Annotated in this window: 25 protein-coding genes; 16 read left to right on the top strand and 9 right to left on the bottom strand. The window is 72.1% G+C overall.

The annotated features are described in order from the left end of the window. Positions 1–55: 55 nt before the first annotated feature. Both ABZ267_RS20120 and ABZ267_RS20115 read left to right on the top strand, forming a co-directional pair. Positions 56–1,603 carry a 3-hydroxyacyl-CoA dehydrogenase gene (locus ABZ267_RS20120; protein ID WP_356749519.1) on the top strand — a complete coding sequence of 516 codons (1,548 nt, stop codon included), beginning with the start codon at positions 56–58 and terminating at the stop codon, positions 1,601–1,603. A 63-nt stretch (positions 1,604–1,666) separates the two neighbouring features. After that, entirely contained in the window at positions 1,667–2,065 is a 399-nt protein-coding gene (locus tag ABZ267_RS20115; RefSeq protein WP_356749521.1) for a VOC family protein, read from the top strand. Here the strand turns inward: ABZ267_RS20115 and ABZ267_RS20110 are convergent. Together ABZ267_RS20110 and ABZ267_RS20105 are read right to left on the bottom strand one after the other, a co-directional pair. Continuing rightward, entirely contained in the window at positions 2,050–2,766 is a 717-nt protein-coding gene (locus ABZ267_RS20110) for a helix-turn-helix domain-containing protein (RefSeq protein WP_356749523.1), read from the bottom strand. The genes ABZ267_RS20115 and ABZ267_RS20110 overlap by 16 nt on opposite strands. Before the next feature lie 22 nt (positions 2,767–2,788). Beyond that, positions 2,789–3,928, bottom strand: coding sequence for a YihY/virulence factor BrkB family protein (locus tag ABZ267_RS20105; RefSeq protein WP_356749675.1), 1,140 nt, complete (start codon positions 3,926–3,928; stop codon positions 2,789–2,791). 74 nt (positions 3,929–4,002) lie between these two features. Here ABZ267_RS20105 and ABZ267_RS20100 point away from each other — a divergent pair, with 74 nt between their 5' ends. From ABZ267_RS20100 to ABZ267_RS20035, 14 genes are all read left to right on the top strand, one after another. Next, positions 4,003–5,646, top strand: coding sequence for an acyl-CoA dehydrogenase family protein (locus ABZ267_RS20100; protein WP_356749525.1), 1,644 nt, complete (start codon positions 4,003–4,005; stop codon positions 5,644–5,646). Positions 5,647–5,879: 233 nt separating this feature from the next. Continuing rightward, the gene (locus ABZ267_RS20095) at positions 5,880–7,172 is read left to right on the top strand and encodes a GAF domain-containing protein (RefSeq protein ID WP_356749527.1); all 1,293 of its coding nucleotides are present in this window, start codon (positions 5,880–5,882) and stop codon (positions 7,170–7,172) included. 48 nt (positions 7,173–7,220) lie between these two features. Then, the gene (locus ABZ267_RS20090; protein ID WP_356749529.1) at positions 7,221–7,850 is read left to right on the top strand and encodes a GNAT family N-acetyltransferase; all 630 of its coding nucleotides are present in this window, start codon (positions 7,221–7,223) and stop codon (positions 7,848–7,850) included. A 163-nt stretch (positions 7,851–8,013) separates the two neighbouring features. Continuing rightward, positions 8,014–8,097 carry a putative leader peptide gene (locus ABZ267_RS20085; RefSeq protein ID WP_317824784.1) on the top strand — a complete coding sequence of 28 codons (84 nt, stop codon included), beginning with the start codon at positions 8,014–8,016 and terminating at the stop codon, positions 8,095–8,097. 116 nt (positions 8,098–8,213) lie between these two features. Next, complete coding sequence (locus ABZ267_RS20080; RefSeq protein WP_356749531.1) at positions 8,214–9,911, top strand: nitrite/sulfite reductase; 1,698 nt, start codon at positions 8,214–8,216, stop codon at positions 9,909–9,911. Further along, the gene (locus tag ABZ267_RS20075; protein ID WP_356749533.1) at positions 9,908–10,087 is read left to right on the top strand and encodes a hypothetical protein; all 180 of its coding nucleotides are present in this window, start codon (positions 9,908–9,910) and stop codon (positions 10,085–10,087) included. The genes ABZ267_RS20080 and ABZ267_RS20075 overlap by 4 nt, the downstream gene beginning before the upstream one ends. Continuing rightward, positions 10,084–10,800 carry a phosphoadenylyl-sulfate reductase gene (locus tag ABZ267_RS20070; protein ID WP_356749535.1) on the top strand — a complete coding sequence of 239 codons (717 nt, stop codon included), beginning with the start codon at positions 10,084–10,086 and terminating at the stop codon, positions 10,798–10,800. Before ABZ267_RS20075 ends, ABZ267_RS20070 begins: the two co-directional genes overlap by 4 nt. Then, a complete protein-coding gene (gene cysC, locus ABZ267_RS20065; RefSeq protein WP_076966733.1) occupies positions 10,800–11,369 on the top strand; it encodes an adenylyl-sulfate kinase in 570 nt (189 codons plus the stop codon). Before ABZ267_RS20070 ends, cysC begins: the two co-directional genes overlap by 1 nt. Beyond that, positions 11,366–12,304, top strand: a complete 939-nt coding sequence (gene cysD, locus ABZ267_RS20060; protein ID WP_356749537.1) for a sulfate adenylyltransferase subunit CysD — start codon at positions 11,366–11,368, stop codon at positions 12,302–12,304. The genes cysC and cysD overlap by 4 nt, the downstream gene beginning before the upstream one ends. Before the next feature lies 1 nt (position 12,305). Further along, the gene (locus ABZ267_RS20055; RefSeq protein WP_356749539.1) at positions 12,306–13,652 is read left to right on the top strand and encodes a GTP-binding protein; all 1,347 of its coding nucleotides are present in this window, start codon (positions 12,306–12,308) and stop codon (positions 13,650–13,652) included. 230 nt (positions 13,653–13,882) lie between these two features. Further along, a complete protein-coding gene (locus ABZ267_RS20050) occupies positions 13,883–14,998 on the top strand; it encodes an aliphatic sulfonate ABC transporter substrate-binding protein (protein WP_356749541.1) in 1,116 nt (371 codons plus the stop codon). Between the two features lie 46 nt (positions 14,999–15,044). Continuing rightward, positions 15,045–15,836, top strand: coding sequence for an ABC transporter ATP-binding protein (locus ABZ267_RS20045; protein ID WP_356749543.1), 792 nt, complete (start codon positions 15,045–15,047; stop codon positions 15,834–15,836). Next, on the top strand, positions 15,823–16,749 hold the full coding sequence (locus ABZ267_RS20040) for an ABC transporter permease (protein ID WP_356749545.1): 927 nt from the start codon (positions 15,823–15,825) through the stop codon (positions 16,747–16,749). The genes ABZ267_RS20045 and ABZ267_RS20040 overlap by 14 nt, the downstream gene beginning before the upstream one ends. 8 nt (positions 16,750–16,757) lie before the next feature. Beyond that, positions 16,758–17,513, top strand: coding sequence for a sirohydrochlorin chelatase (locus tag ABZ267_RS20035; RefSeq protein WP_356749547.1), 756 nt, complete (start codon positions 16,758–16,760; stop codon positions 17,511–17,513). Between the two features lie 6 nt (positions 17,514–17,519). Here the strand turns inward: ABZ267_RS20035 and ABZ267_RS20030 are convergent, their stop codons facing one another. The 7 genes from ABZ267_RS20030 to ABZ267_RS20000 all read right to left on the bottom strand — a co-directional run bounded on the left by ABZ267_RS20030 (position 17,520) and on the right by ABZ267_RS20000 (position 25,813). Continuing rightward, positions 17,520–18,137, bottom strand: a complete 618-nt coding sequence (locus ABZ267_RS20030; RefSeq protein WP_356749549.1) for a DsbA family protein — start codon at positions 18,135–18,137, stop codon at positions 17,520–17,522. An 85-nt stretch (positions 18,138–18,222) separates the two neighbouring features. After that, a complete protein-coding gene (locus ABZ267_RS20025) occupies positions 18,223–19,056 on the bottom strand; it encodes an ABC transporter ATP-binding protein (RefSeq protein WP_356749551.1) in 834 nt (277 codons plus the stop codon). A gap of 3 nt (positions 19,057–19,059) precedes the next feature. Beyond that, entirely contained in the window at positions 19,060–20,136 is a 1,077-nt protein-coding gene (locus tag ABZ267_RS20020) for an iron chelate uptake ABC transporter family permease subunit (RefSeq protein ID WP_356749553.1), read from the bottom strand. Then, positions 20,133–21,158, bottom strand: coding sequence for an iron chelate uptake ABC transporter family permease subunit (locus ABZ267_RS20015; RefSeq protein WP_356749555.1), 1,026 nt, complete (start codon positions 21,156–21,158; stop codon positions 20,133–20,135). Before ABZ267_RS20015 ends, ABZ267_RS20020 begins: the two co-directional genes overlap by 4 nt. 95 nt (positions 21,159–21,253) lie before the next feature. Beyond that, entirely contained in the window at positions 21,254–22,312 is a 1,059-nt protein-coding gene (locus tag ABZ267_RS20010) for an iron-siderophore ABC transporter substrate-binding protein (RefSeq protein ID WP_356749557.1), read from the bottom strand. A 46-nt stretch (positions 22,313–22,358) separates the two neighbouring features. Continuing rightward, positions 22,359–24,125 carry an ABC transporter ATP-binding protein gene (locus tag ABZ267_RS20005; protein WP_356749559.1) on the bottom strand — a complete coding sequence of 589 codons (1,767 nt, stop codon included), beginning with the start codon at positions 24,123–24,125 and terminating at the stop codon, positions 22,359–22,361. Beyond that, on the bottom strand, positions 24,122–25,813 hold the full coding sequence (locus ABZ267_RS20000; protein ID WP_356749561.1) for an ABC transporter ATP-binding protein: 1,692 nt from the start codon (positions 25,811–25,813) through the stop codon (positions 24,122–24,124). Before ABZ267_RS20000 ends, ABZ267_RS20005 begins: the two co-directional genes overlap by 4 nt. Positions 25,814–25,906 lie beyond the last annotated feature (93 nt).

The following is a 25,906-nucleotide window of genomic DNA, read 5'->3' as shown; positions in this document are numbered from 1 at the left end:
TACCTCCGCTGACCTCCTCCTCCTGACCATCTCCGTCGGAAAGGCTTCAACTGCCATGCGTATCAGGATCGTCGGAGCCGGGGCCATGGGCCGCGGCATCGCCCAGTGGGCCGCGAGCGCGGGCCACACCGTGGAGCTGGGCGACGTACGGGCGGCGGCGGTGAAGGACGCCGTGGAGTTCGTCGTCTCGATGCTGGACCGGGCGGTGGCCAAGGGCCGGATGTCCGCCGCCGACCGGGACGCGTCCGTGGCGCGGCTGGTGCCGCTGGCCGATCCGTGGGCCTTCGGGCCGGACGTGGAGCTGGTCATCGAGGCCGTACGGGAGGATCTGGAGACCAAGGCCGAGGTGTTCGGGAAGCTGGAGCGGGCGCTGCCGTCCTCCGCCGTCTTCGCGACCAACACCTCGTCCCTGTCGGTGACCCGGATCGCGGCGACCCTCCAGGACCCGTCGCGCCTGGCCGGGCTGCACTTCTTCAACCCGGTGCCGCTGATGCGGATCGTGGAGGTGGTGCCGGGCGCGGCGACCCGCCCGGAGATCCCGGCCGCGCTGACCGAGCTGGTGGAGGGGTGCGGGCACCGGGCGGTGACCGTGGCCGACACCCCCGGATTCCTGGTCAACCACGCGGGTCGCGGTCTGGTGACGGAGGCGCTGGCGTTGCTGGAGGAGTCGGTCGCGGGTCCTGCCGACATCGACCGGATCGCGCGGGACGTGCTGGGCCTGCGGATGGGCCCGTTCGAGCTGATGGACCTGACCGGCCTGGACGTGACGGCCGCGGTGATCGACTCGATCTGGCAGGGCTTCCGGTACGAGGACCGGCTCCGGCCCTCGTACCTCACGCCGAACCGGGTGGTGGCGGGGCTGCACGGCCGCAAGACCGGGCAGGGCTGGTACGCGTACGGCGAAGGCGCGAAGGGACCGGCTCCGGAGCCGGCGGTGAACGGTGACGGCCACCGGCCGGTGTTCCTGGCCGCGACCGGGTCCGTGGAGACGACGGCGTACGTGGACGCGCTCGCCGGTGCGCTGGAGGCGGCCGGGGTCCGGGTCGAGCGAGGCGCAGGGCCGTCCGCCGAGGCGTTGGTGCTGGTGCCGGTGTGGGGCACGACGGTGTCCGGTGCGATCCGGGCGGGCGGACTGCCGGCCGAGCGGACGGTCGGAGTGGAGGTGCTGCCGGCGGCCGGGCGGCGGCGGGTCCTGGCGGTGACGGCCGCCACCGGTCCGGCGGCGGCCCGGGACGCGCGGGCTGTGCTGGCGCGGGCGGCGGCGGACGAGCCGCACGCCGTGACGGTGGTACGGGACACGGCGGGCTCGGTCGCGCAGCGGCTGCTCTCCTCGATCGTCGCGGTCGGCGCCTCGATCGCGGAGCGCTCGCTCGCCACTCCGGCCGACATCGACCTGGCGGTGACGACCGGCCTCGGCTATCCGGCCGGACCGCTGGCCTGGGGCGAGCGGATCGGGGCCGCGCGGCTGCTGGAGCTCCAGCGGTCGCTGCACGCGAGTACGGGCGACCCGCGGCACCGGCCCACGCGGTGGGTGACCGAGCGGGCGGATCTGGGGCTGGCGCTGACGGATGCGGGGACTTCGGTGGGTGACTGCTGGGGCTAGCGAAGCCGTCCGGCGTCCGATTCGTACAAGACGGTGCGGACGTCCTGCGCCTACCGTCGTTCCATGACTCCACGATTCGACGCGATCAGCATCATCACGGCCGACCTGGCGGCCTCGCTCGCCTTCTACCGCAGGCTCGGCCTCGACATCCCGGCCGGAGCGGAGGCCGCTCCGCATGTGGAGGTGGTCCTGCCGGGCGGGCAGCGGCTGCTCTGGGACACGGAGGACGTGATCCTCTCGTTCGACCCGAGCTGGGAGCGGCCGGCGGGCGGGGAGCGGCTGGGGCTGGCGTTCGTGTGCGACAGCCCGGCGGAGGTGGACGCTCTGTACGCGGAGCTGACCGGTGCCGGGTACGCCGGGCATCTGGCGCCGTGGGACGCGGAGTGGGGACAGCGCTACGCGGTGGTGCTGGATCCGGACGGGTCGGGTGTCTCGCTGTTCGCGTCTCACGAGGAGAAGTAGGTCCCTAGCGTCGTGCCGGCCAGGTCGCGCATCTCGCGGGCGAGGTGCGCCTGGTCGGTGCAGCCGGCCGCGCAGGCAGCTTCGGCGTACGGGAGGCCGGTGCGGATGAGCTCCAGAGCACGCTGGAGGCGGAGGATCCGGGCCAGCATTTTGGGGCCGTAGCCGAAGGCGGCCAGGGAGCGGCGGTGGAGCTGGCGGGCGCCGAGTCCGGCCTCCGCCGCCGTCGCCGCGACGGACCTGCCTCGGCGCAGGCCTTCGGCGACGGCGACCGTACGCGGATCCGGCGGCCCGGTCTCGGCGATCCGGTCCAGCGCGAACCGCTCCAGGGTCCCGGCGGAGTCCTGGGCCTCGTCGATCCGCTCGGTGAGGCGGCGCGCGCTCGCGGAGGGCCAGAGGTCGGCCAGCGCGACCCGGTGGTCGCGCAGCTCGTACGCCGGTACGCCGAGGAGTACGGGCGCGGTGCCGGGGCCGAACCGGATCGCGGCGCAGGAGGCGCGGTCGCGTGGGTCCACCGTGAAGGCGCGGGTGTCCGGGCCGGCGACGACGATGCGGCCGCCGGTCCAGATCAGGTCCATGCAGCCGTCGGGCAGGACCGAGCGGGCCTTCCGCAGCGGACGGTCCGGAGCGTCCCAGGTCCAGATGACGGCACCGGGCAGGCGGGAGGGCCGTTCCCGGTACCGATGCTGCTGCTCCTGGGGCATGTTTCCACGCTAGCGCGCGAGGTCAGGCCGACGGGGGTCCGGAGTTGTCGCGGTGCTGGCCGGTCTCCTTGGCCTTGCCTTCCTTCGGCTCCTTCTCCCAGGTCGACTGGAGCCGTGACCTGACGTCGTCGGGCGGCAGGAAGCGGGACCAGCGCTCGGGGAACTCCGAGGGCATGTACGCCGGGCCGTCGTCCTCGTCCTCGTCGTCATCGGCGCCGTCGTAGGCGGCCGGGCGGGTGCGGGCGACGAACTCGGCGGCCTGGGCGGCGCGGACGCGTTCGGTGGCCTCGCGGGCGGCGGCGGTGGCGAGCGAGGGCCAGACGTGGTCGATGGCGGCGTTGACCGCGGCGCCGACCAGGACGGCGAAGGCGGAGATGCCGATCCAGAGCAGCACGGCGATCGGTGCCGCCAAGGAGCCGTAGATCGTGGGGCCTTCGACCGTGTTCGTGAGGTAGATCCGGAGCAGGAAGCTGCCGAGCACCCACATCCCGAGCGCCACGAGCGCGCCGGGGACGTCCTCGATCCACGGTGAACGGACCGGGACGGAGACGTGGTAGAGCGTCGTGAGGAACGCGATGGTCAGCAGTATCACCAGCGGCCAGTACAGGACGGCGATGACCTCCGTGCCCCACGGCACGAACTCGACCACCCGGTCGGGTCCGACGACGAGCAGCGGCAGCACCACCGCGCCCAGCAGCAGGGCGACGACGTACAGCAGGAAGGCGAGCAGGCGGGTCTTGACGATGCCGCGGTGGCCGTCGAGGCCGTACATGACGGTGATGGTGTCGATGAAGACGTTCACCGCGCGGGAGCCGGACCACAGGGCGATGGCGAAGCCGATGGAGATCACGTCGGGCCGGGCGCCGGTGGTGACGTCGGCCAGCAGCGGTTTGGCGAAGTCGTTGACCCCGCGCTCGGAGAGCACGGTCTGCGAGGCCGAGAGGATGTTGCGTTCGATGGAGGCGACCGTCTCGGTGGTCGTCCACTCGTCGACGTAACCGAGCAGCCCGATCATGCCGAGCAGCAGCGGCGGCAGGGACAGCAGGGTGAAGAAGGCCGCCTCGGCCGCCAGCCCGAGGATCCGGTACTCGATGCACGAGTTGACGGTGTCCTTGAGCAACTGCCACGCCATCCGCCGCTTGGAGACGTTGCGGTAGAGCACTCGGGCCCGGTGGAGCCGGCCCGGTGGCCGCTCGGGTGTTTCATTTGCTGCCTGCACCTCCTTACCGTATCGGCATGGCAGCCACCACCCACACAGTGACCAATCAGGTTCCGCCGCTGGTCGGCTATGACGTCTTCGCCGCCGACCGGGCCCTGTCCGAGGCCGTCGAGCGGCACATCGAGCCGGGCGTCCTGCCCGTGGCACGGGAGGAACTCGGCACGCTCGGGCAGTCGGCGGGTTCGGCTCAGGCCCAGGAGTGGGGAGCACAGGCCAACGAACACCCGCCCGTTCTGCGTACGCATGACCGGTATGGAAATCGGATCGATGAAGTGCAGTTCCATCCGGCCTGGCACCGGCTCCTGGGCCACGCGGTCGCCGCCGGGCTGACCGATGCCTGGGGCCGTCCGGCCGGCCATGTGCGGCGTGCGGCCGGGTTCCTGGTCTGGACGCAGGCCGAGGCGGGCCACGGCTGCCCGCTCTCGATGACGCACGCCGCCGTGCCCGCGCTGCGGACCGATCCGGTGCTGGCCGCCGAGTGGGAGCCGCTGCTGACCTCGTACGTGTACGAGGAAGGGCTGCGCACGCCGACGGGGAAGGCCGGAGTGCTCTTCGGGATGGGCATGACGGAGAAGCAGGGCGGCACCGACGTACGGTCCAACACGACCCGGGCCGAGCCGGTGTCCGGTGAGGGCGAGTACCTGCTCACCGGGCACAAGTGGTTCTGTTCGGCGCCGATGTCGGACGGGTTCCTGGTGCTGGCGCAGGCGCCGGGCGGGCTGACCTGCTTCCTGGTACCGCGCGTCCTGCCGGACGGTTCGCGCAACGTGTTCGCGATCCAGCGGCTCAAGGACAAGCTCGGCAACAAGTCCAACGCCTCCAGCGAGGTCGAGTTCGACGGGACCTGGGCCCGTCGGGTCGGCGAGGAGGGACGCGGGGTGCGCACGATCATCGAGATGGTGGCGGCCACCCGGCTGGACTGCGTGGTGGGTTCGGCGGCGCTGATGCGGCAGGCGGTGGCGCAGGCGATCCACCACGCCACCTACCGCTCCGCGTTCGGCGGGCTGCTGATCGACAAGCCGCTGATGCGCAACGTGCTGGCCGATCTGGCGCTGGAGTCGGAGGCGGCGACCGTCCTGGCGATGCGGCTGGCCTCGGCGTACGACACGGACACCGAGGAGGAGCGGGCGTTCCTGCGGATCGCGGTGCCGGCCGCCAAGTACTGGGTCACCAAGCGGTGCACGCCGGTCGTCGGCGAGGCGCTGGAGTGCCTCGGCGGCAACGGATACGTGGAGGAGTCCGGGATGCCGCGGCTGCTGCGCGAGGCGCCGCTGAACTCGATCTGGGAGGGGTCGGGCAACGTGCAGGCGCTGGATGTGCTGCGGGCGCTCCAGCGGGAGCCGCAGGCGCTGGACGCGTTCCTGCGGGAGGTCGGGAAGGCGCGCGGGGCCGATCACCGGCTGGACGCGGCGATCAAGGACCTGCTGACCGAGCTGGCGGACCTGGAGGGGATCGAGGCGCGGGCGCGGAGGCTGGTGGAGCGGATGGCGCTGGTGCTCCAGGGTTCGCTGCTGGTGCGGTGGGCGCCGCCGGAGGTCTCCGACGCGTTCTGCGCCTCGCGGCTCGGCGGGGACTGGGGCACGGCGTTCGGGACGCTGCCGCACAGCCTGGATCTGGCCTCGGTGGTGACGCGGGCCCGGCCGGTCGCGGAGCAGAGGTAAGCGACGGAGGGTGGTGCTGCGCCGACACGGCACCACCCTCCATGCTTGAACCGTGCCGCTCGCCGGGCACGGGCCCGGCGTACGGCACGCTCCCACTCTCGTACGGTTCGGTGCCGCATCGCCAGAGTTGCAAAGGGTTGCAACCATTGTGTGGACTGCGCGGCGGGTGCGTCCGGGCAGCGGCAGGATGGAGCCGGAGAGCTCGCAGTGTTCGGGGGGAACGGGTGGGGACCATGAGTCGGACGAGTTCTGCCGGAGCGGTGCGCGTGATCGGCCAGGAGGCGGAGCGGGCGACCCGGCTGCTCCACCGGGCCCGGGAGGCGCGGCTGGCGGGTGAGCGGTCCGCCGCCGCGCCACGGGCGGAGATCGACGCCTCGTGGGAGCGTGTCGTACGCAGCGGCATCGACCCCGAGCAGTCGCCGGAGAGCGAGCTGCTGCGGGCGGAGGAGATCGAGCACCGGCGGCACAGCACGGCGCTCGGCGAGGTGATGCCGGTGCTGCGGGCCGGTCTCGCCTCCATCGCGGACGCCGCGCAGCAGATCATGGTGGTCACCGACGCGGAGGGCCGGGTGCTGTGGCGCCAGGGCCATTCCGGGGTCATGCACCGGGCCCATGACATCTGTCTGGAGGAGGGCGCGGCCTGGGCGGAGGCGGCGACGGGGACGAACGCGATCGGTACGGCGCTGGCCGCCCGCGCGCCGATCCAGGTCCACTCGGCCGAGCACTTCATCCGGGCCCTGCACAACTGGACCTGCGCGGCGGCCCCGGTCCGCGACCCGCGCGACGGGCGGCTGGTGGGGATCGTCGACATCAGCGGTCCTGCCGCCACCTTCCATCCGGCGACGCTGGCCCTGGTGGACTCGGTGGCCCGGCTCGCGGAGGCCGAGATCCGCACCCGGCACCTGGTGGCGATCGAACGGCTGCGCGCGGTGGCGGCGCCGATCCTGTGCCGGCTCGGCGGCCGGGCACTGGTGGTGGACCACCACGGCTGGCTGGCGGCGGTGACCGGGATGCCGCCGGTGGACCGGCTGCCGCTGCCGAAGTCGCTGGTGGCCGGCCGCGTGTGGCTGCCCTCGCTCGGGATGTGCCGGGTGGAGCCGCTGCCGGGCGGGTGGCTGGTGCAGGTGTCGGACGGTACGGCGGACGGGACGCCGCGCCGGGCGGTGCTGGACCTGAGCCGGCCGCGGGCGCTCGCCGTGCATCTGGTGGGGCCGCTGGGCACCTCGACGCAGCGGCTCTCGCCGCGCCACGCGGAGCTGCTGTACGCGCTGGCGGTGCACCGGGAGGGCCGCAGCGCCTCCGAGCTGGCGCAGGACATCTTCGGCGATCCGACCCGGACGGTGACGGTACGGGCCGAGATCTCGCGGCTCCGGCGTCATCTGGCGGAGGTGCTGGCCCACCGCCCGTACCGCTTCGGGGACGGCGTGGAGGTGGAGGTGGTCCACCCGGAGCACCCGGGCGACCTGCTGCCGCACTCGAAGGCGCCGGTGGTGACGGGCGCGCGACGGGGCGCAGGACCGGGCTGACCGGGCCCGCTGTGCGCCGGCCGGCGGCGGCATGGTTTTCTGGCCGCCATGAGCAACCCCGCGCAGCACGCCGTACCGACCGCCGAGGCCACCGGAACGGCCACCGGGCTGACCACCGAGGTCACCACCTGGTCGCTGGAGCAGACCTCGCCGGCCGATCTGCGGCCCGCCGCCGTACCGGACGGCGATCTGCGGATCGTGCGGTCCGAAGTGCCGCTGCCGGAGTTCAACCGCTTCCTCTACTCCGCCGTGGGCGGCGACATCCGGTGGACCGACCGGCTGGTGATGACGTACGAGCAGTGGCGCGAGGAGCTGGAGCGGCCCGGGTCCGAGACCTGGGTGGCGTACGTGAACGGGACGCCGGCCGGATACGTCCAGCTGGACGCGCAGGACGGCGGTGTCGTCGAGATCCTGTACTTCGGGCTGATCCCGGCCTTCCGCGGGCGGCGGATCGGCGGCCATCTGCTCTCGTACGGAGCGGCGCGCGCCTGGGATCTGGCGGAACGCTGGCCGGAGCGGCCGGCGACGGAGCGGGTCTGGCTGCACACCTGCTCGAAGGACGGCCCGTACGCGATGGACAACTATCTGCGCCGGGGCTTCCGGCTCTTCGCCACGGAGACCGAGGTGGAGCCGGATGTGGCGACCCCTGGGCCGTGGCCGGGAGCGTACGGCGCCTGATCCCGCCGCCGGACCGTTTCCGGCCCCATCCGGAGGCAATTTGTCCCCATTGCCGCCGATGCCGTCTGTGACCAGCACCACACCGTCTCACCCTTCGGGACCATGTCGTCCACATCGTGGATAGTGGTGGACTGGCCCGAGATCCGCGTGACACGCTTCCGTCATGTCTGGAACTGGAATTGCCTTGGTGAGTCGGCGCCACGTCGACCTCTGCCGCATGTCCAGCGCCATCTGTCCGGCGCGCTGAGAGTCCCAGCACCCCGCCGCACCCTTACCTCTGGCACCGCCCCGCGCACCGCCGCGCCTCCGCGCGAGTGTGCCGCTCAGAGCCGCCCTCCTGCAGTCCCGAAGGACGTACCTGTCATGGCCGCTACCCCGGAACAGCCTGCGACCACCACGCCCCGCCGCAAGGCCGGACGCCACCGTGGCGAGGGTCAGTGGGCCGTGGGCCACCACACCCCCCTCAACGGGAACGAGCAGTTCAAGAAGGACGATGACGGTCTCAACGTACGGACACGTATTGAGACGATCTACTCCAAGCGTGGCTTCGACTCCATCGACCCCAACGACCTGCGCGGACGCATGCGTTGGTGGGGGCTGTACACCCAGCGCAAGCCCGGCATCGACGGCGGCAAGACGGCCGTGCTGGAGCCGGAGGAGCTGGACGACAAGTTCTTCATGCTGCGCGTCCGGATCGACGGCGGCCGGCTGACCACGCGGCAGCTGCGGGTGATCGGTGAGATCTCGCAGGAGTTCGCGCGCGGTACCGCCGACCTCACCGACCGGCAGAACGTGCAGTACCACTGGATCCGGATCGAGGACGTGCCGGAGATCTGGCGGCGGCTCGAAGAGGTGAGCCTCTCCACCACCGAGGCCTGCGGTGACACGCCCCGCGTCATCCTCGGCTCTCCGGTGGCGGGCATCGCCGAGAACGAGATCATCGACGGCACGCCCGCGATCGACGAGATCCAGCGCCGCTTCATCGGCAACCCGGACTTCTCCAACCTGCCGCGCAAGTTCAAGTCCGCCGTCTCCGGCTCCCCGCACCTGGACGTGGCGCACGAGATCAACGACATCGCCTTCGTCGGCGTGGACCACCCCGAGCACGGTCCCGGCTTCGACCTCTGGGTCGGCGGCGGCCTCTCCACCAACCCCAAGCTCGGCGTACGGCTCGGTGCCTGGGTGCCGCTGGACGAGGTGGCCGACGTGTACGGCGGGGTCATCGGGATCTTCCGCGACTACGGCTACCGGCGGCTGCGCACCCGCGCCCGGCTGAAGTTCCTGGTCGCGGACTGGGGCGCGGAGAAGTTCCGCCAGGTCCTGGAGGACGACTACCTCCAGCGCAAGCTGGTCGACGGTCCCGCGCCCGAGCAGCCCGCGCAGACCTGGCGCGACCACCTCGGTGTGCACCGGCAGAAGGACGGCCGCTTCTACGTCGGCTTCGCCGCGCGGGTGGGCCGGGTCGACGGGACCACGCTCACCAAGATCGCCCAGGTGGCCGAGGCGCACGGCTCCGGCCGGGTGCGGACCACCGCCGAGCAGAAGATGATCGTGCTGGACGTGGCCGAGGACCAGGTGGAGTCCCTGGTCGCCGGGCTGGAGGCGCTCGACCTCAAGGTCACGCCGTCCCCGTTCCGGCGCGGCACGATGGCCTGCACCGGCATCGAGTTCTGCAAGCTGGCGATCGTCGAGACGAAGGCGCGCGGCGCCTCGCTCATCGACGAACTGGAGCGCCGCATCCCGGAGTTCGACCACCCGATCACCATCAACATCAACGGCTGCCCGAACGCCTGCGCCCGCATCCAGGTCGCGGACATCGGTCTCAAGGGCCAGTTGATGCTGGACGGCGACGGCAAGCAGGTCGAGGGCTACCAGGTGCACCTCGGTGGCGCGCTCGGCCTGGAGGCCGGGTTCGGCCGCAAGGTCCGTGGTCTGAAGGTCACTTCGGCCGAACTGCCGGACTACGTGGAGCGCGTGCTCGGCAAGTTCCAGGAGGAGCGCGAGGACGGCGAGCGCTTCGCGACCTGGGCGGCGCGCGCCAGTGCGGAGTCGCTGTCATGAGCGAGCGAGCCGCGCCGTTCCACTGCCCGTACTGCGGCGACGAGGACCTGCGTCCCAACGAGACCGGTCACGGCGCCTGGGAATGTGCCTCCTGCAACCGTGCGTTCCAGCTGAAGTTCCTGGGTCTGCTGACCCGGGGCGTGCAGCGCAACGACGGTGAAGGGAACCGGATATGACGGACACTCTGATCAGCGGAGAGCTCACCGACCGCGAACTGCGGGAGCTGGCCGAGCAGGCCGGCCGGGAGCTGGAGGACGCCTCCGCCACCGAGATCCTGAAGTGGGCCACCGACACCTTCGGGCCGCGCTTCTGCGTCACCTCCTCCATGGAGGACGCCGTGGTCGCGCACCTGGCCTCGCGGGTGCTGCCGGGCGTGGACGTGGTCTTCCTGGACACCGGCTACCACTTCCCGGAGACCATCGGCACGCGGGACGCGGTGGACGCGGTGATGGACGTCAACGTCATCACGATCACGCCGCGGCAGAGCGTGGCCGAGCAGGACGCGGAGTACGGCGAGAAGCTGCACGACCGCGACCCGGACCTGTGCTGCGCGCTGCGCAAGGTCAAGCCGCTGGAGGACGGCCTGACCGCGTACGCCGCATGGGCGACGGGGCTGCGCCGCGACGAGTCGCCGACCCGGGCCGACACGCCGGTCGTCGGCTGGGACGCCAAGCGCCGCAAGGTGAAGGTCTCCCCCATCGCCCGCTGGACCCAGGACGACGTGGACGCCTACGTGTCGGAGCACGGAGTGCTCACCAACCCGCTGCTGATGGACGGTTACGCCTCTGTCGGCTGCGCGCCCTGCACCCGCCGGGTGCTGGAGGGCGAGGACGCACGGGCCGGCCGCTGGGCCGGACGCGGCAAGACCGAATGCGGGCTGCACGGCTGATGACGACTGATCAGGAGAGTTCGATGAGCGTGACGGAGACGGGAGCCACGATCTGGCTCACCGGTCTGCCGAGCGCGGGCAAGACCACCATCGCGTACGAGCTGGCGGGCCGGCTGCGGACCGAGGGCCACAAGGTGGAGGTGCTCGACGGCGACGAGATCCGGGAGTTCCTCTCCGCCGGGCTCGGCTTCTCCCGCGAGGACCGGCACACCAACGTGGCCCGCATCGGCTTCGTCGCCGAACTCCTCGCCGCCAACGGCGTGAAGGTACTCGTCCCCGTCATCGCCCCGTTCGCCGACAGCCGCGAGGCGGTCCGCAAGCGGCACGCCGCCGAGTCCACCACCTACCTGGAGGTGCACGTCGCGACGCCCGTCGAGGTGTGCTCCGTACGGGATGTGAAGGGCCTCTACGCCAAGCAGGCGGCCGGCGAGATCAGCGGTCTCACCGGGGTCGACGACCCCTACGAGGCGCCCGAATCGCCCGACCTGCGGATCGAGTCGCACCAGCAGACCGTGCAGGAGTCAGCGGCGGCGCTCCACGCGCTGCTCACCGAGAGGGGCCTGGCGTGAGTGCCGTCACCACCACCGTGTCCGGGGACACCGCGAACCCGTACGCGCTCAGCCACCTGGACTCGCTGGAGTCCGAGGCGGTCCACATCTTCCGTGAGGTGGCGGGTGAGTTCGAGCGGCCGGTGATCCTGTTCTCCGGCGGCAAGGACTCCATCGTGATGCTGCACCTGGCGCTCAAGGCGTTCGCGCCCGCGCCGGTGCCGTTCACGCTGCTGCACGTGGACACCGGGCACAACTTCCCGGAGGTCCTGGAGTACCGCGACCGTGCGGTGAAGAAGCACGGGCTGCGGCTCCATGTCGCCTCCGTGCAGGAGTACATCGACGCCGGAAAGCTCCGCGAGCGTCCCGACGGCACCCGCAACCCGCTCCAGACCGTCCCGCTGACCGAGGCGATCCAGCAGTACCGCTTCGACGCGGTGTTCGGCGGCGGGCGGCGCGACGAGGAGAAGGCGCGCGCCAAGGAGCGGGTCTTCTCGCTGCGCGACGAGTTCTCGCAGTGGGACCCGCGCCGCCAGCGGCCCGAGCTGTGGCAGCTGTACAACGGCCGGCACGCACCCGGTGAGCACGTCCGGGTCTTCCCGATCTCCAACTGGACCGAGCTGGACGTCTGGCAGTACATCGAGCGCGAATCCATCGAGCTGCCGGAGATCTACTTCGCCCATGAGCGCGAGGTCTTCAACCGCAACGGCATGTGGCTGACGGCCGGTCACTGGGGCGGTCCCAAGGAGCACGAGGCCACCGAGACCCGGCTGGTGCGCTACCGCACGGTCGGCGACATGTCCTGCACCGGTGCCGTCGACTCCGACGCCACCTCGCTGGACGCCGTGATCACCGAGATCGCCGCCTCCCGGCTCACCGAGCGGGGCGCGACCCGCGCCGACGACAAGATGTCCGAGGCCGCGATGGAAGACCGCAAGCGCGAGGGGTATTTCTAAGATGACCACACACCTCGAATCGGGTGCGCAGTTGAGCACCACCACCCTGCTGCGCTTCGCCACCGCCGGGTCCGTCGACGACGGCAAGTCCACCCTCGTGGGACGTCTGCTGCACGACTCCAAGTCGATCCTCACCGACCAGCTGGAGGCCGTCGAGCAGGTGTCGCTGAGCCGCGGCCAGGAGGCGCCGGACCTGGCGCTGCTGACCGACGGGCTGCGGGCCGAGCGCGAACAGGGCATCACCATCGATGTCGCCTACCGCTACTTCGCCACCGCCCGTCGCCGGTTCATCCTCGCCGACACTCCGGGCCATGTGCAGTACACCCGCAACATGGTGACCGGCGCCTCCACCGCCGAGCTGGCCGTGGTCCTGGTCGACGCCCGCAACGGGGTCGTCGAGCAGACCCGCCGGCACGCCGCCGTCGCCGCGCTGCTGCGCGTCCCGCACGTGGTGCTGGCCGTCAACAAGATGGACCTGGTCGACTACGCGGAGCCCGTATTCGCGGCCATAGCCGAGGAGTTCACCGCGTACGCCGCGTCGCTCGGCGTCCCGGAGATCACCGCGATCCCGATCTCGGCGCTGGCCGGGGACAACGTGGTGGAGCCGTCCGCGCACATGGACTGGTACGGCGGGCCGACCGTCCTGGAGCACCTGGAGACGGTGCCGGTCAGCCATGACCTCACCGCCTGCCACGCGCGCTTCCCGGTGCAGTACGTGATCCGCCCGCAGACCGCCGAGCTCCCGGACTACCGTGGCTACGCCGGTCAGATCGCGGCCGGGGTCTTCCGGGTCGGCGAGGCCGTCTCCGTACTCCCCTCGGGGCGCACCACCACGATCACCGGTATCGACGCTCTCGGTGAGAGCGTCGACATCGCGTGGGCGCCGCAGTCGGTGACGCTCCGGCTGGCCGACGACATCGACATCTCGCGCGGCGACCTGATCGCTCCCGCCGACGACGCGCCTCCGGTCACGAGGGACGTCGAGGCGACCGTCTGCCACGTGGCCGACCAGCCGCTCTCGGTGGGCCAGCGGGTGCTGCTGAAGCACACCACCCGTACGGTCAAGGCGATCGTCAAGGACATCCCGTCCCGGCTGACCCTGGACGACCTCTCCCAGCACCCGGCGCCCGGGCAGCTGGTCGCCAACGACATCGGCCGGGTCGTCGTGCGCACCGCCGAGCCGCTCGCGCTCGACGCGTACGAGGACTCCCGCCGTACCGGCTCGTTCCTGTTGATCGACCCGGCGGACGGGACGACGCTGAGCGCCGGCATGGCGGGCGCCGCGTTCGCCGCGGTGGCCGAAGCCGTCGCACAGGCCGCCGACGACGACGCGGAGTGGGACTTCTGATGACCGGTGACTTCTTCTCCACCTTCGCGAAGGAGGGCGGCCGCGTGGGCAGCGGTGCCCTCGGCAGCGGCCAGGGAGGCGTGGGGCGATGTGCGTGATGACGTACGCGCACCGCTCGCGCGCCCTGAACCCCCCGCATCCGTACCGCCGAAGACCTGCCGATCTCCCGGCCGCGCCTCCCTGAACCTCAGCGGGACGCGAGTACCGGGCCAACGAGAGGAAAGCCTCCCGTGCTTGCCCCCCGTTCCACCGTTCGCCGCTCCATAGCCGCTGTCGCGGCCCTGCCGCTGCTCGCCCTGGCCGCCACCGCCTGCGGTTACGGCTCCGACGCCCAGGACGACGACGCGAAGAAGGCGAACGTCTCCAGCGGTGAGAAGAAGCTCTCCGCGGACACCGTGAAGATCGGCTACTTCCCGAACCTCACCCACGCCACCGCCCTGGTCGGTATCCAGGAAGGCACCATCCAGAAGGAGCTGGGCGGCACCGAGGTCGAGTCCACGACCTTCAACGCCGGCCCCTCCGAGATCGAGGCGCTGAACGCCGGATCGATCGACATCGGCTTCATCGGCCCCTCCCCCGCCATCAACGCCTACGTCAAGTCCCAGGGCAAGGGCCTGCGGATCGTGGCGGGTTCGGCCTCCGGCGGCGTGAAGCTGGTCGTCAACCCGAAGAAGATCAAGACGCTGGACGACCTCAAGGGCAAGCGGATCGCGACCCCGCAGATCGGCAACACGCAGGACGTGGCCTTCCTCAACTGGATCTCCGAGAAGGGCTGGAAGGTCGACCCGCAGAGCGGGAAGGGCGACGTCTCCGTGGTCCGCTCGGACAACAAGGTGACGCCCGACGCCTACAAGTCCGGTTCGCTGGACGGCGCGTGGGTCCCGGAGCCGACCGCGTCCAAGCTGGTCTCCGAGGGTGCGAAGGTGCTCCTGGAGGAGAAGGACCTGTGGCCGGACAAGAAGTTCGTGATCACGCACATCATCGTGTCGCAGAAGTTCCTGGACCAGCACCCGGACGTGGTCGAGGCCGTGATCAAGGGTTCGGTCTCCACCAACAAGTGGATCAACGCCAACCCGGAGGAGGCCAAGGCCTCCGCCAACAAGGCGCTGGAGAAGCTGAGCGGCAAGGCGCTGCCGAAGGAGATCCTCGACCCGGCGTGGGAGTCCGTCGAGTTCACCAACGACCCGCTGGCCACCACGCTCAAGACCCAGTCGGAGTTCTCGGTGAAGGCCGGTCTGCTGGAGAACCCGAAGCTGGAGGGCATCTACGACCTGGGCCCGCTGAACAAGATCCTCAAGGCTGAGGGCCAGACCGAGGTCTCCGACGCCGGTCTCGGCGTCAAGTAACCCGCCCATCCGCAACCGGATCCAGGATTCCCAGGAGGTGACGACCATGGCGACCACCACCCTCACCAAGGCCGAGGACCGTACGACGGTCGAGCACGCCGCCCGTCTCGCGCACGTCTCGAAGTCCTTCTCCGGACCCACGGGGCAGCAGCTCGTCCTGGACGACATCACCCTCGATGTCGCTCCGGGTGAGTTCGTCACCCTCCTGGGAGCCTCCGGGTGCGGAAAGTCGACGCTGCTCAATCTGGTGGCCGGACTCGACCGCCCGTCCGCGGGGTCCATCGAGACCCCCGGCGGGCGGCCGGCCCTGATGTTCCAGGAGCACGCCCTCTTCCCGTGGCTGACCGCGGGCAAGAACATCGAACTGGCCCTGCGGCTGCGCGGGGTCCCGAAGTCGGAGCGCCGCACCGAGGCCGAGCGGCTGCTCGAACTCGTCCGTCTCGGCGGCGCGTACGGCAAGCGGGTGCACGAGCTGTCCGGCGGTATGCGGCAGCGGGTCGCGATGGCCCGCGCGCTCGCGCAGGACAGCCAACTGCTGCTGATGGACGAGCCGTTCGCGGCGCTCGACGCCATCACCCGCGATGTGCTGCACGACGAGCTGACCCGGATCTGGCGCGAGACGAACGCCTCGGTCCTCTTCGTCACGCACAACGTGCGCGAGGCCGTACGGCTCGCGCAGCGCGTCGTGCTGCTCTCGTCCCGGCCGGGCCGGATCGCCCGGGAGTGGACGGTCGACATCGAGCAGCCGCGCCGTATCGAGGACACCGCCGTGGCGGAGCTGTCCGTCGAGATCACCGAAGAACTGCGTGGGGAGATCCGCCGACATGGCCAGCACTGACATCACGTCCGACCGGAAACGGCCGGACGCGGCGGCCGGACCCGTCGACGCGAAGCCGGACGATCTGGCCGGCCTGGAGGCCGGTCTCGACGCCCTGGACGCGGTGCAGATCCGCCGCACGCCGGTCCGCGAGGTCCTGAAGAGCAAGGTGCTGCCGCCCGTCGTGGCGGTGGCCCTGGTCCTCATCGTCTGGGAGCTGCTGGTCCGCGCCGAGGTCACCGAGGTCTACAAGCTGCCGCCGCCGTCCGCGGTCTGGGACAGCGCCACGGACATGTGGCTCAAGGGCACGCTCCTGGAAGTCGTCTGGACCAGCGTCTCGCGCGGTCTGCTCGGATTCCTCCTCGCGGTGGCCATCGGTACGCCGCTCGGGCTGCTGGTCGCCCGGGTGAGGCTGATCCGGGCCGCGATCGGGCCGATCCTGTCCGGCCTCCAGTCGCTGCCGTCGGTCGCGTGGGTGGCCCCGGCGGTCATCTGGCTCGGGCTGAACGACAGCATGATGTACGCGGTGATCCTGCTCGGCGCGGTGCCGTCGATCGCCAACGGGCTGGTCTCGGGCGTCGATCAGGTGCCGCCGCTGTTCCTGCGGGCGGGCCGTACGCTCGGTGCCACCGGCATCCGGGGCACCTGGCACATCGTGCTGCCGGCCGCGCTGCCCGGCTATCTGGCAGGGCTCAAGCAGGGCTGGGCGTTCTCCTGGCGCTCGCTGATGGCCGCCGAGATCATCGCCTCCTCGCCTGAACTGGGTCTGGGGCTCGGGCAGTTGCTGGAGAACGGCCGCAGCAACTTCGACATGCCCGGGGTCTTCCTCTCGATCCTGCTCATCCTGTTCGTCGGCATCGCGATCGACCTGCTGATCTTCAGTCCGCTGGAGCGGTGGGTGCTGCGCAGCCGAGGCCTCCTCGTCAAGAACTGAGTCACGCCATGTCCCACCCCGTCCTCCTCGTCATTGCCCACGGCAGCCGCGACCCGCGGCATGCCGCGACCGTCCACGCCCTCACCGAGCGGGTACGGGAGCGGCGGCCGGGGCTGCGTGTGGAGACGGCGTTCCTGGAGTTCAACGCCCCTTCCGTACCCCGGGTGCTGGAGCGCCTGGCCGCGGAAGGGGCCGGCGAGGTCATCGCGCTGCCGCTCCTCCTGACGCGGGCGTTCCACGCCAAGACCGACATCCCGTCGGTCCTGCGCGAGGCCCGCGCCCGCCTGCCTCGCCTGCACATCCGCCAGGCCGACGTCCTCGGCCCGTCGCCGCTGCTCAACGCCACGCTGGACCGGCGGCTGCGGGAGGCCGGCGTCCGCTCCGGCGACCTCCACCGGACCGGGCTCGTCCTGACCTCGGCGGGATCATCGGACCCGGAGGCGATCGCAGTGATCGCTGACATCGCGCGGGAGCTGCGGCACACCGGTTGGTGCGCCGTGCGGCCTGCGTTCGCCTCCGCATCCCTGCCCCGTACCGAGGACGCGGTGCGGGCTCTGCGGGCCGAGGGTGTGGAGCGGGTGGCGGTGGCGCCGTACGTCATCGCTCCCGGCCGCCTCCCGGACCGCATCGCGACCGGCGCCGAGGCTGCCGGCGCGGACGTACTGGCCGACGTGCTCGGCCCGGCACCGGAGTTGGCGCGGCTGCTGCTGGAGCGGTACGACGAGGCGCGGGTGCTGGTGGGAGCGGCGTCGCTGTCGGCGTGAGGGCCGCTACGCGAAGGACAGGCCGCCCGACCGGGCCCGCTTGAGCTCGAAGAAGCCCTGGTGGCCCGCGAGCACCCGGAAGCTGTCGAAGAGTTCGGCCGCCTCCTCGCCGCGCGGGATCGCGTTCAGGACCGGGCCGAACCAGACCGTGCCGTCGACGTGGATCGTCGGCGTGCCCACGTACGCGTCCTGCTCCGGATCCTTGCCCGCGTCATGGCTGCGGGCCACCTCGCCGTCGTACGCCGTGGAGTGCGCGGCCTCCGCCAAGGCGGCGGGAAGCCCCAGTTCGGCCAGCGAGGCGGCGATGACCGCGTCGAAGTCCTCCTCCTTGCGCTGATGGATGCGGGTGCCGAGCGCGGTGTAGAGGTCGCGCAGGATGCCGTCGCCGTGGTCGGCGGCCGCGGCGACGGCGACGCGGACCGGGCCGATCGACTTGTCGACCAACTCGCGGTACCAGGCGTCCAGTTCGTTGCCTTGGTTGTGCAGGTACAGGCTCATCGGGCGGAAGCGGAGGTCGATGGCGCGCCGTTCCTCCACCTCCAGCATCCAGCGGGAGGCGATCCAGGCGAACGGGCAGGCCGGATCGAAGGAGAAGTCGACGGTCGTGCGGTGCGATGTGCTCATGCTGGCGAGCCTAGGCGGCGATTGGCGTGGACTCCCGGGCCAATCGCGGTCCGGTTCGGTGGGCCATTCTCCGTGGCGGCGACTGTCAGGCGAGGCTCTTCCCGGGTTCGTCCGGCTCCGGAACGTGGTGGCGGCCGACCGGGATCACCAGCGGGGTCCGGCTCACCGGGTCCGTGGTGACCTGGCAGCGCAGGCCGAAGACGTTCTCGACGGTCTCGGCGGTGATGACGTCGGCCGGCGCGCCTTCGGCGACGATGCCGCCCTTCTTCATCGCGATGACGTGATCGGCGTACCGGCAGGCCTGGTTGAGGTCGTGCAGGACCATGACGATCGTGCGTCCCTCGCGGCGGTTGAGGTCCACGACGAGGTCCAGGACGTCGATCTGGTGGGCGAGATCGAGGTACGTCGTCGGCTCGTCCAGGAGGAGGACCGGAGTGCCCTGGGCGACGGCCATGGCGATCCAGGCGCGCTGGCGCTGGCCGCCGGAGAGTTCGTCCACCGCGCGGTCGGCCAGGTCGGTGGTGCCGGTGGCGGCCAGCGCGTCGTGCACCGCCTGCTCATCCGCCTTGGTCCACTGCCGCCACCACGTCTGGTGCGGCGAGCGGCCCCGGTTGACCAGGTCGATGACGGTGAGGCCCTCGGGCGCGATCGGCGACTGCGGCAGGATCCCGAGCTGCTGGGCCAACTCCCGTGTGGGGATGGCGTGCAGGGCCCGGCCGTCCAGGCTGACCGCTCCCGCACGCGGCGCCAGCAGCCGGGCCAGCGCGCGCAACAGGGTCGACTTGCCACAGGCGTTGGCGCCGACGATGGCGGTGATCCGGCCCGGCGGCACGGCCAGGTCCAGGCCGGTCACGACGGCACGGTCGTCGTAGCCGAGGTGCAGGTCCTCGGCCCTCAGGTCGGGTTCGGCGGTGGACATCGGTCAGCCTCCTGAGCCCGCGCGGTTGACGCGGATGAGCAGCCAGAGCAGCACCGGAGCGCCGAGCACTCCGGTGACGATCCCGACCGGCAGTTCGGTGCCGGGGATCAGTTCGCGTGCCAGGACGTCGGACGCGAGGACGACGGCGGCGCCGGTGAGTCCGCCGGCGAGCGGCGGCGGCCAGGCCGTACGGCAGAGCCGCTGCGCGATCTGCGGAGCGGCGAGCGCCACGAACGCCACGGGTCCGGCGGCCGCCGTGGCGAAGGCGACCAGGCCCACACCGGTGAGCAGGACGGTGAGGCGGACGGCCTGGACGCGGGTGCCGAGACCCTTGGCGACGTCGTCACCGAGTTGCAGCGTACGCATCAGCCGGCCGATCAGCAGGGCCGCCGGCACCAGGACGACGAGCGAGGCGGCGAGCGGTGCGGCCTGCTGCCAGTCGCGGCCGTTGAGGTTGCCGACGAGCCAGCCGAGCGCCGCCTGTGCCTGGAAGCGGCCGCCGCGGGCGAGCAGGAAGTCGGTGATGCTCAGGCAGATCCAGGAGACGCCGATGCCGACGAGGATGATGCGGTAGCCGGTGGTGCCGCGCCGCCAGGCGAGCCCGTAGACGAGGAGCGCGCTGGCGAGGGCGCCGAGCAGGCCGAGAGCCTGAATGCCGAGGCCGAAGTCCCAGCCGAGGACGATGCCCGCGACCACGGCGGTGCCGGCACCCTGGGTGAGGCCGATCATGTCGGGGCTGGCGAGCGGGTTGCGGGTCATCGTCTGGAACAGCGCGCCGGACATGCCGAACGCGAGCCCTGCGAGGAGCCCGGTCATGGCACGCGGCAGCCGCAGCTCCTGGACGACGAGGAGAGTGCCGGGGTCGCCGGAGCCGGTCAGCGCGCGGGCGACGTCGGTGAGCGGGATGCCGTACTCCCCGATGGAGACGTTCCAGCACAGCGCCACGAACACGGCGACGATGAGCCCCGCGCAGACGGCGAGCTGGCGCGGGCGCAGGGTGCCGGAGACCGGCGGGAAGGCCAGGCGGAAGGGACGGGCGGCGGTCTTCTCCGTGCGGAGGGAATCGGTGGTCACGGTCATACCTCCGCGAGCCGGCGTCGGCGGACCAGAGCGATGAAGAAGGGGCCGCCGATGAAGGCGACGATGATCCCGGCCTGGACCTCCACCGGCCGCGCGATCACCCGGCCGAGGATGTCCGCGCCGAGCAGCAGCCCGGCGGCCAGCGCGGCCGAGAGCGGCAGCAGCCAGCGGTGGTCCGGGCCGAGTCCGGCCCACTGCGCGAGCACCCGCGCGACGTGCGGGACGACCAGGCCGATGAAGACGACCGGGCCGATCACCGCGACCGCCGCACCCGTGAGCAGCGTGACGGCGACGACGCCTTGGAGGCGTACGAGGCCGAGCTTCCGGCCGAGCGAGGCGGCCACGTCGTCGCCGAGCGCGAGGCTGTTGAGAGCGGGTGCGCTCGCCACGGCGAGGAGGGCGCCGAGGCCGAGGAAGGGCAGGATGCGCAGCACGGTGGAGGCGTCCTGGTTGGCGAGCGAGCCGGCCGACCAGAAGCGGAACCGGTCCAGCGCGGCCGGGTCGGTGAGGACGATGGCGCTGGTCAGTGAGGACAGTACGGCGGTGACGGCGACACCGGCGAGGGCCAGCTTCACCGGCGTGGACCCCGAACGCCCCATCCGTCCCAGCAGATAGACGACGATGCTCGCCGCCATCGCTCCGGCGAACGCGAACCAGATGTAGCCGAGCAGCGAGCCGATCCCGGCGACTCCGGCGGCGAGCACGATGGCGAACGCGGCTCCGGCGCTCACGCCGAGGATGCCCGGGTCGGCCAGCGGGTTGCGGGTCAGCGCCTGCATCACACAGCCGGAGAGCCCGAGCGCCGCACCGGCGGCCAGGCCCAGGGCCGTACGCGGGACGCGCACCGACCAGACCACGTCCTCAATCCGGGGTCCGGTCGGCCGGCCGAGAAGCGCCTTGAGGACGTCACCGGGCGGGATCTGCAGGGCGCCGAGACCGAGCGAGAGCAGGCAGAGCACCACCAGCACGGCGGCGAGAGAGACCGCGGGCAGGGCGGGGCGCCATCGGGCGGGGCGGGTCACGGGGCTGGCTCCACGGTCCGGTTCCTCACGGGTGGTTCAGCAGGGATCAAGGGGTCCGTCCCGCCGGGGCGCGGCGGGACGGACCGGAGGAGGCGTCAGGACGCGGGGTGGACGACCTTCGTGTCCGTCTTGCCGTCGACGGCGGCCGACAGCATCGGGACGAGGCGGTCGACGGTGTACGGGATGCTCAGCGGGGTCACGAAGGAGATGGCGCTGCCGAAGTGGCTGCTCTCCTTGATCATGACCTCGCGGCCCTCCTTGACCGCGTCGAGCTTGCCGTACAGCGGGTCGGCGTGGAGCTTCTCGGCGTCCTTGGCCGGGTCGGTGACGATCCAGGCGACGGCGTCCGTGTCGAGGAGGTCGGTGCGCTCCTTGCTGATGTTGGCGCCGAACGCCTCACCGACGACCTTGTCGAGGCCGGCCGGGAGCTGGAAGCCGAGGCCGGTCAGCACGCGCGAACGGTTGTCCTGCGGGCCGTAGACGTACATGCCCTCGTACGGCGTCGCCATGACCGCGGTCCTGCCCTTGAACTCCGGGTGCGCGGCCGCGGCGTCGGCGATGTGCTTCTCGGTCTTGGCGACCAGCGCCTTGGCCTCGTCGCTCTTGCCGAGCGCCTTGCCGACCTGCATGGTCTGGTCCTGCCAGGAGATGCCCCAGTCCACGCCGTCCTTCGGCTGGGCGACGACCGGCGCGATCTTGGAGAGCGTGCGGTACTGGTCCTTGGTGAGGCCCGAGTACAGGGCGAGGATCAGATCGGGCCGGAGCGAGGCGATCTTCTCGACCTGAGGACCGGTGCCGTCGTCGTGCAGGACGGTGGGCCGCGCCTTGTCGCCGAGCGCCTTCTCGGCCCACGGGCCGACGGCGCCCTTGAACTCGCCGAACCACTCGGTCGTGCCGACCGGCACCTTGCCGAGGGCGAGGACCGCGTCCTGGTCGGAGAGGCCGACGGTGACGATGCGCTGCGGGTCGTTCTTGACGGTGGTGGTGCCGTACTTATGGTCGAGGGTGACCGGGAAGGCTCCCTTCGGCGCGCTGTCGCCGGACGGCGCGGCCTTGTCGTCGCTCTCGCCGGACCCGCAGGCGGCGGCTCCGAACAGCAGCAGGGCGGACGCGGCCACGGCGGTCAGCCGGGTGCGCTGGAACATGCGGGACATGGCGGTTTCCTTCGGGAAGGTGGGTGCGCCGGGGGCGGCGTGGAGGTCAGAGGCGGGGTGCGGCGCGGCTGCCGGACCAGGCGTGCCAGAGGGTGGCGTACGGGCCGTCGGCGGTGCGCAGTTCGTCGTGCGTGCCGCTCTCGACGACCCGGCCGGCCTCCAGCACCACGATCCGGTCGGCGGCGACGGCCTGGGTGAGGCGGTGGGCGACGACCAGGGCGGTGCGGCCGGCGAGGGCCGCCTCGGCGGAGCGCTCCAGCGTCCGGGCGCCGGAGCTGCCCGCCTCGGCGGTCGCCTCGTCGAGCACGGCGACCGGCGGATCGGCCAGGACGAGCCGGGCGAGGGCGAGTTGCTGGGCGCGGGCGGGATCCAGGCGGTGGCCGCCTTCGCCTACGACGGTGGCGAGCCCGTCGGGCAGCGCCTCGGCCCACTCCAGCGCGTGCACGGTGGCGAGAGCGGTACGGAGGTCGGCGTCGGTGGCGTCGGGACGGGCCAGGCGGAGGTCCTCGGCGAGGGTCCCGGTGAAGACGTGGACCTCCTGGGTGACCAGGACGACGGAGGGGGCTGTCTTTCCCTCCGCTACGGAGACCGTGCCGCCGGTCGGCTGCTGGACACCCGCCACGATGCGGGCCAGGGTGGATTTCCCGGCGCCGCTCGTGCCGACGAGCGCCACGTGTTCGCCTGCGCGGAGGGTGAGGGAGACCTCGTGGAGGACGGTGCGGCCGGGGCCGTACGCGTGGCTCACGGCGTCGACGGTGACGGCCGCCGTGCGTTCCGGCCGCTGGTGCGGCAACCGCACCGCGCTCGCCTTCAGGTCGGTCACGCCGACCAGTCGCGCCAGCCCGGCCGCCGCCGACTGGGCCTCGTCGAGGAGTACGAGGGCCGCGTTGACGGGCCCGAAGAGGCTGTGGAAGTAGAGGGCGGCGGCCGTCGCCGTACCGATAGAGACGGAGCCGTCGCGGACCAGGAAGAACCCGGTGACCAGCACGGCGGCCAGGCCGATGTACTCCGCGATGTGCAGCCGCGCGTAGAAGCCGAGCACGAGGTGGACGCTGCGCATGGTCAGCTCGACGGCCTTGCGCGAGCGGGCCGCGCTCTTCTCGGTGTGCTGCTCCTCCAGCCGGTGGCCGCGCACGGTCACCGCTCCGCCGATGGTCTCCAGGAGCTGTTGCTGCTGAGCGCCGTTGGCGACCCGCTGGTCGGCGTAGACGGTGACGGCGCGGCGTACGTACCAACGTGCCGTGAGCGCCTGGACCGGTACGGCGAGGAGCGCGGCGAGGAGGAACCGTACGTCCAGCAGCGCCATCGCGCCGAGGGTCAGCACGATCGCGAGGACCGAGCGGGCCATCTCGGGCAGGGCCGAGCGGACGGCCTCCGCGACCCGGGCGACGTCTCCGGTGACCCGGGCCGTCAGGTCGCCGGCCCCGGCGCGCTCCAGGCGGTCGGCGGGGAGCTGGAGGGCGCGCTCGATGAACTGTTCGCGGAGCCGGGCGAGGACGGTCTCGCCGAGCCGGGCGATCTGGGTCAGGCCGAAGGTGGTGGTGAGGCCCTGGACGACGGCGACCACGAGCAGGAGGACGACGGGCAGGGTGAGGGCGTCGGCGGGGCGGCCGTCGGCGACGATGTCGACGATGCGGCCCAGCAGCGGCTGGACCAGGAGCCCTACGGCGGTGGCGCCGACCAGCACGCCGAGGCCCAGGATCGCGCGGCCGCGGTCCGGTCGGATCAGCGTGCGCAGCGCGGCGCGGGTGCGGGCGCCGGTGGCGATGGGGAGCAGCTCGGCGCTGTCGTCCGCCCTATCGGTGGGGGTCATGTGAGCACCGCCGTGCGGTAGACGGGATGGTCGCGTACGAGGTCCTCGTGCGGGGCCTCGGCGGTGATGGTGCCGCCGTCGATGAGGACGACCCGGTCGGTGGCGGCGAGGAGCGCCGGGCTGCTGGTGACCAGGACCGTGGTGCGGCCGGTGCGGGCGCGGCGGATACCGGTGGCGATGCGGGCCTCGGTGGCGGCGTCGACGGCGGTGGTCGGGTCGTGGACGACGAGGACGGAGCGGTCGGCGGCGAGCGCGCGGGCCAGTGCGACGCGCTGGCGCTGGCCGCCGGAGAGGGAGCTGCCGCGCTCGCCGATCCGGCCGGAGGTGCCGCCGGGCAGGGTGGCGGCGACCTCGTCGACGGCGGCGGCGTCCATGGCCGGCTGCGGGTCGGCTCCGGCGGGAGCGGCGGCCGTGACGTTGTCGAGGAGGCTGCCGTCGAAGAGCTGGGCGTCGTGCTCGGCCACCAGCAGCGCGAAGCGCAGGGCGGCGGGCGCGAGTTCGGTGACGGGTGTGCCGTCGAGCTCGATGCGTCCTCGGTCCGGGTCGCAGCGGCGGGCCAGGCAGTGCAGCAGGGTGGCGGCGTCGGCGGTGTCGGTGACGACGATGCCGAGGTGCTCGCCGGGCCGGACGGTGAGGTCGATGCCGTCGAGCCCGGCGTGGCCGAGACCGTACAGCCGCAGCTCTCCGGTACTGGGTACGACCGGCTCCGTGGTGCCGCCGGTGGTCTCGCCGGGCGCGGCCAGCACATCCGCGATGCGGGCGGCGGAGGCGCGGGCCTTGGCGAGTTCGGCGCCGACCCAGGCCAGGACGGCGATCGGTCCTGGCAGGAAGAGTGCGAGGCCGACGGCGGAGACGAGGGCGCCGAGGCCGATGGAGCCGCTGAGCACCAGGCGGCCGCCGACGAGGGCGACCAGCGCGATGAAGGCGCCGGTGAGGGTGAGCATCAGGCCGGTCTGGAGTGCGGCCGCGCGGGCGGCGCGCACGTTGGCCTCGCGGGAGGCCTGGCTGGTGGAGCGGTACCGGGCGGCGGCGGCGCTCTCGGCCCGGAGGCCCTTGAGGACGCGGACCCCGGCGACCAGGTCGGCGGCGACTCCGGAAGCGTGGGCGGCGCGTTCCTGCTCGGCCTGGCTGCGGTGTTCCAGCGGTCGGGCGAGGTAGTGGCCGAGCGCCATGAGGACCGGCGCGCCGATCAGGACGAGGAGGCCGAGCGGGACGGAGGCGCGGAGGAGGAGGACCGCTCCCGCGACGACGCCGACGACCGCCGCGATGCCGAGCGTGAGGGCCATGTTGAGGGCCCCGACCCGCCGGGCGTCCTCGGTGGCCACGTTGACCAGCGCGCCGGGCGGCCGTCCGGCCTCGGCGCCGCCGTGCGGGGCGAGGACGCGGCGTACGACATCCAGGCGCAGCTGGTGCGCGGCCTGCTCGGCGGCGCGCTCACCGGCCCGGGCGCCGAAGCGGAAGCCGTACGAGAGCATCGCGTAGACGACGGCGAGGACGACCAGCCAGAGCGCGAGCGCTCCGCCGTCGGGCCGGACCACGACCCGGTCGACGATGAGACCGATGAGTACGGGGACGAGCGCTTCGCCGGTCTGATGGCAGGCACCGAGGACCGATCCGACGGCCACGTCCCGGCGCTGTCCCGCGACAGCGCGGCGTATGACGCTCCGCCCGGCTGTGTCAGCCCCCACTTCACCTGCTCCTCAGCGCATCACGGACAGCGGAGGAGCGATTTCCGGACACCCACCTCCAGCCAAACGAAGGCAAGGCTAACTTGTATCTCC

The sequence above is a fragment of the Streptomyces sp. NPDC006174 genome (assembly GCF_040614075.1).
In the GTDB taxonomy this organism is placed as follows: Bacteria; Actinomycetota; Actinomycetes; order Streptomycetales; family Streptomycetaceae; genus Streptomyces.
This window is presented reverse-complemented; position numbering and strand designations above follow the sequence as displayed.

Bases quoted from the DNA above. Each gene is read 5' to 3' on its own strand.
- ABZ267_RS20120 (WP_356749519.1), top strand. From the start codon at position 56: ATGCGTATCAGGATCGTCGGAGCCGGGGCCATGGGCCGCGGCATCGCC.
- ABZ267_RS20115 (WP_356749521.1), top strand. From the start codon at position 1,667: ATGACTCCACGATTCGACGCGATCAGCATCATCACGGCCGACCTGGCG.
- ABZ267_RS20110 (WP_356749523.1), bottom strand. From the start codon at position 2,766: ATGCCCCAGGAGCAGCAGCATCGGTACCGGGAACGGCCCTCCCGCCTG.
- ABZ267_RS20100 (WP_356749525.1), top strand. From the start codon at position 4,003: ATGGCAGCCACCACCCACACAGTGACCAATCAGGTTCCGCCGCTGGTC.
- ABZ267_RS20095 (WP_356749527.1), top strand. From the start codon at position 5,880: ATGAGTCGGACGAGTTCTGCCGGAGCGGTGCGCGTGATCGGCCAGGAG.
- ABZ267_RS20090 (WP_356749529.1), top strand. From the start codon at position 7,221: ATGAGCAACCCCGCGCAGCACGCCGTACCGACCGCCGAGGCCACCGGA.
- ABZ267_RS20085 (WP_317824784.1), top strand. From the start codon at position 8,014: ATGTCTGGAACTGGAATTGCCTTGGTGAGTCGGCGCCACGTCGACCTC.
- ABZ267_RS20080 (WP_356749531.1), top strand. From the start codon at position 8,214: ATGGCCGCTACCCCGGAACAGCCTGCGACCACCACGCCCCGCCGCAAG.
- ABZ267_RS20075 (WP_356749533.1), top strand. From the start codon at position 9,908: ATGAGCGAGCGAGCCGCGCCGTTCCACTGCCCGTACTGCGGCGACGAG.
- ABZ267_RS20070 (WP_356749535.1), top strand. From the start codon at position 10,084: ATGACGGACACTCTGATCAGCGGAGAGCTCACCGACCGCGAACTGCGG.
- cysC (WP_076966733.1), top strand. From the start codon at position 10,800: ATGACGACTGATCAGGAGAGTTCGATGAGCGTGACGGAGACGGGAGCC.
- ABZ267_RS20055 (WP_356749539.1), top strand. From the start codon at position 12,306: ATGACCACACACCTCGAATCGGGTGCGCAGTTGAGCACCACCACCCTG.
- ABZ267_RS20045 (WP_356749543.1), top strand. From the start codon at position 15,045: ATGGCGACCACCACCCTCACCAAGGCCGAGGACCGTACGACGGTCGAG.
- ABZ267_RS20040 (WP_356749545.1), top strand. From the start codon at position 15,823: ATGGCCAGCACTGACATCACGTCCGACCGGAAACGGCCGGACGCGGCG.
- ABZ267_RS20035 (WP_356749547.1), top strand. From the start codon at position 16,758: ATGTCCCACCCCGTCCTCCTCGTCATTGCCCACGGCAGCCGCGACCCG.
- ABZ267_RS20030 (WP_356749549.1), bottom strand. From the start codon at position 18,137: ATGAGCACATCGCACCGCACGACCGTCGACTTCTCCTTCGATCCGGCC.
- ABZ267_RS20025 (WP_356749551.1), bottom strand. From the start codon at position 19,056: ATGTCCACCGCCGAACCCGACCTGAGGGCCGAGGACCTGCACCTCGGC.
- ABZ267_RS20020 (WP_356749553.1), bottom strand. From the start codon at position 20,136: ATGACCGTGACCACCGATTCCCTCCGCACGGAGAAGACCGCCGCCCGT.
- ABZ267_RS20010 (WP_356749557.1), bottom strand. From the start codon at position 22,312: ATGTCCCGCATGTTCCAGCGCACCCGGCTGACCGCCGTGGCCGCGTCC.
- ABZ267_RS20005 (WP_356749559.1), bottom strand. From the start codon at position 24,125: ATGACCCCCACCGATAGGGCGGACGACAGCGCCGAGCTGCTCCCCATC.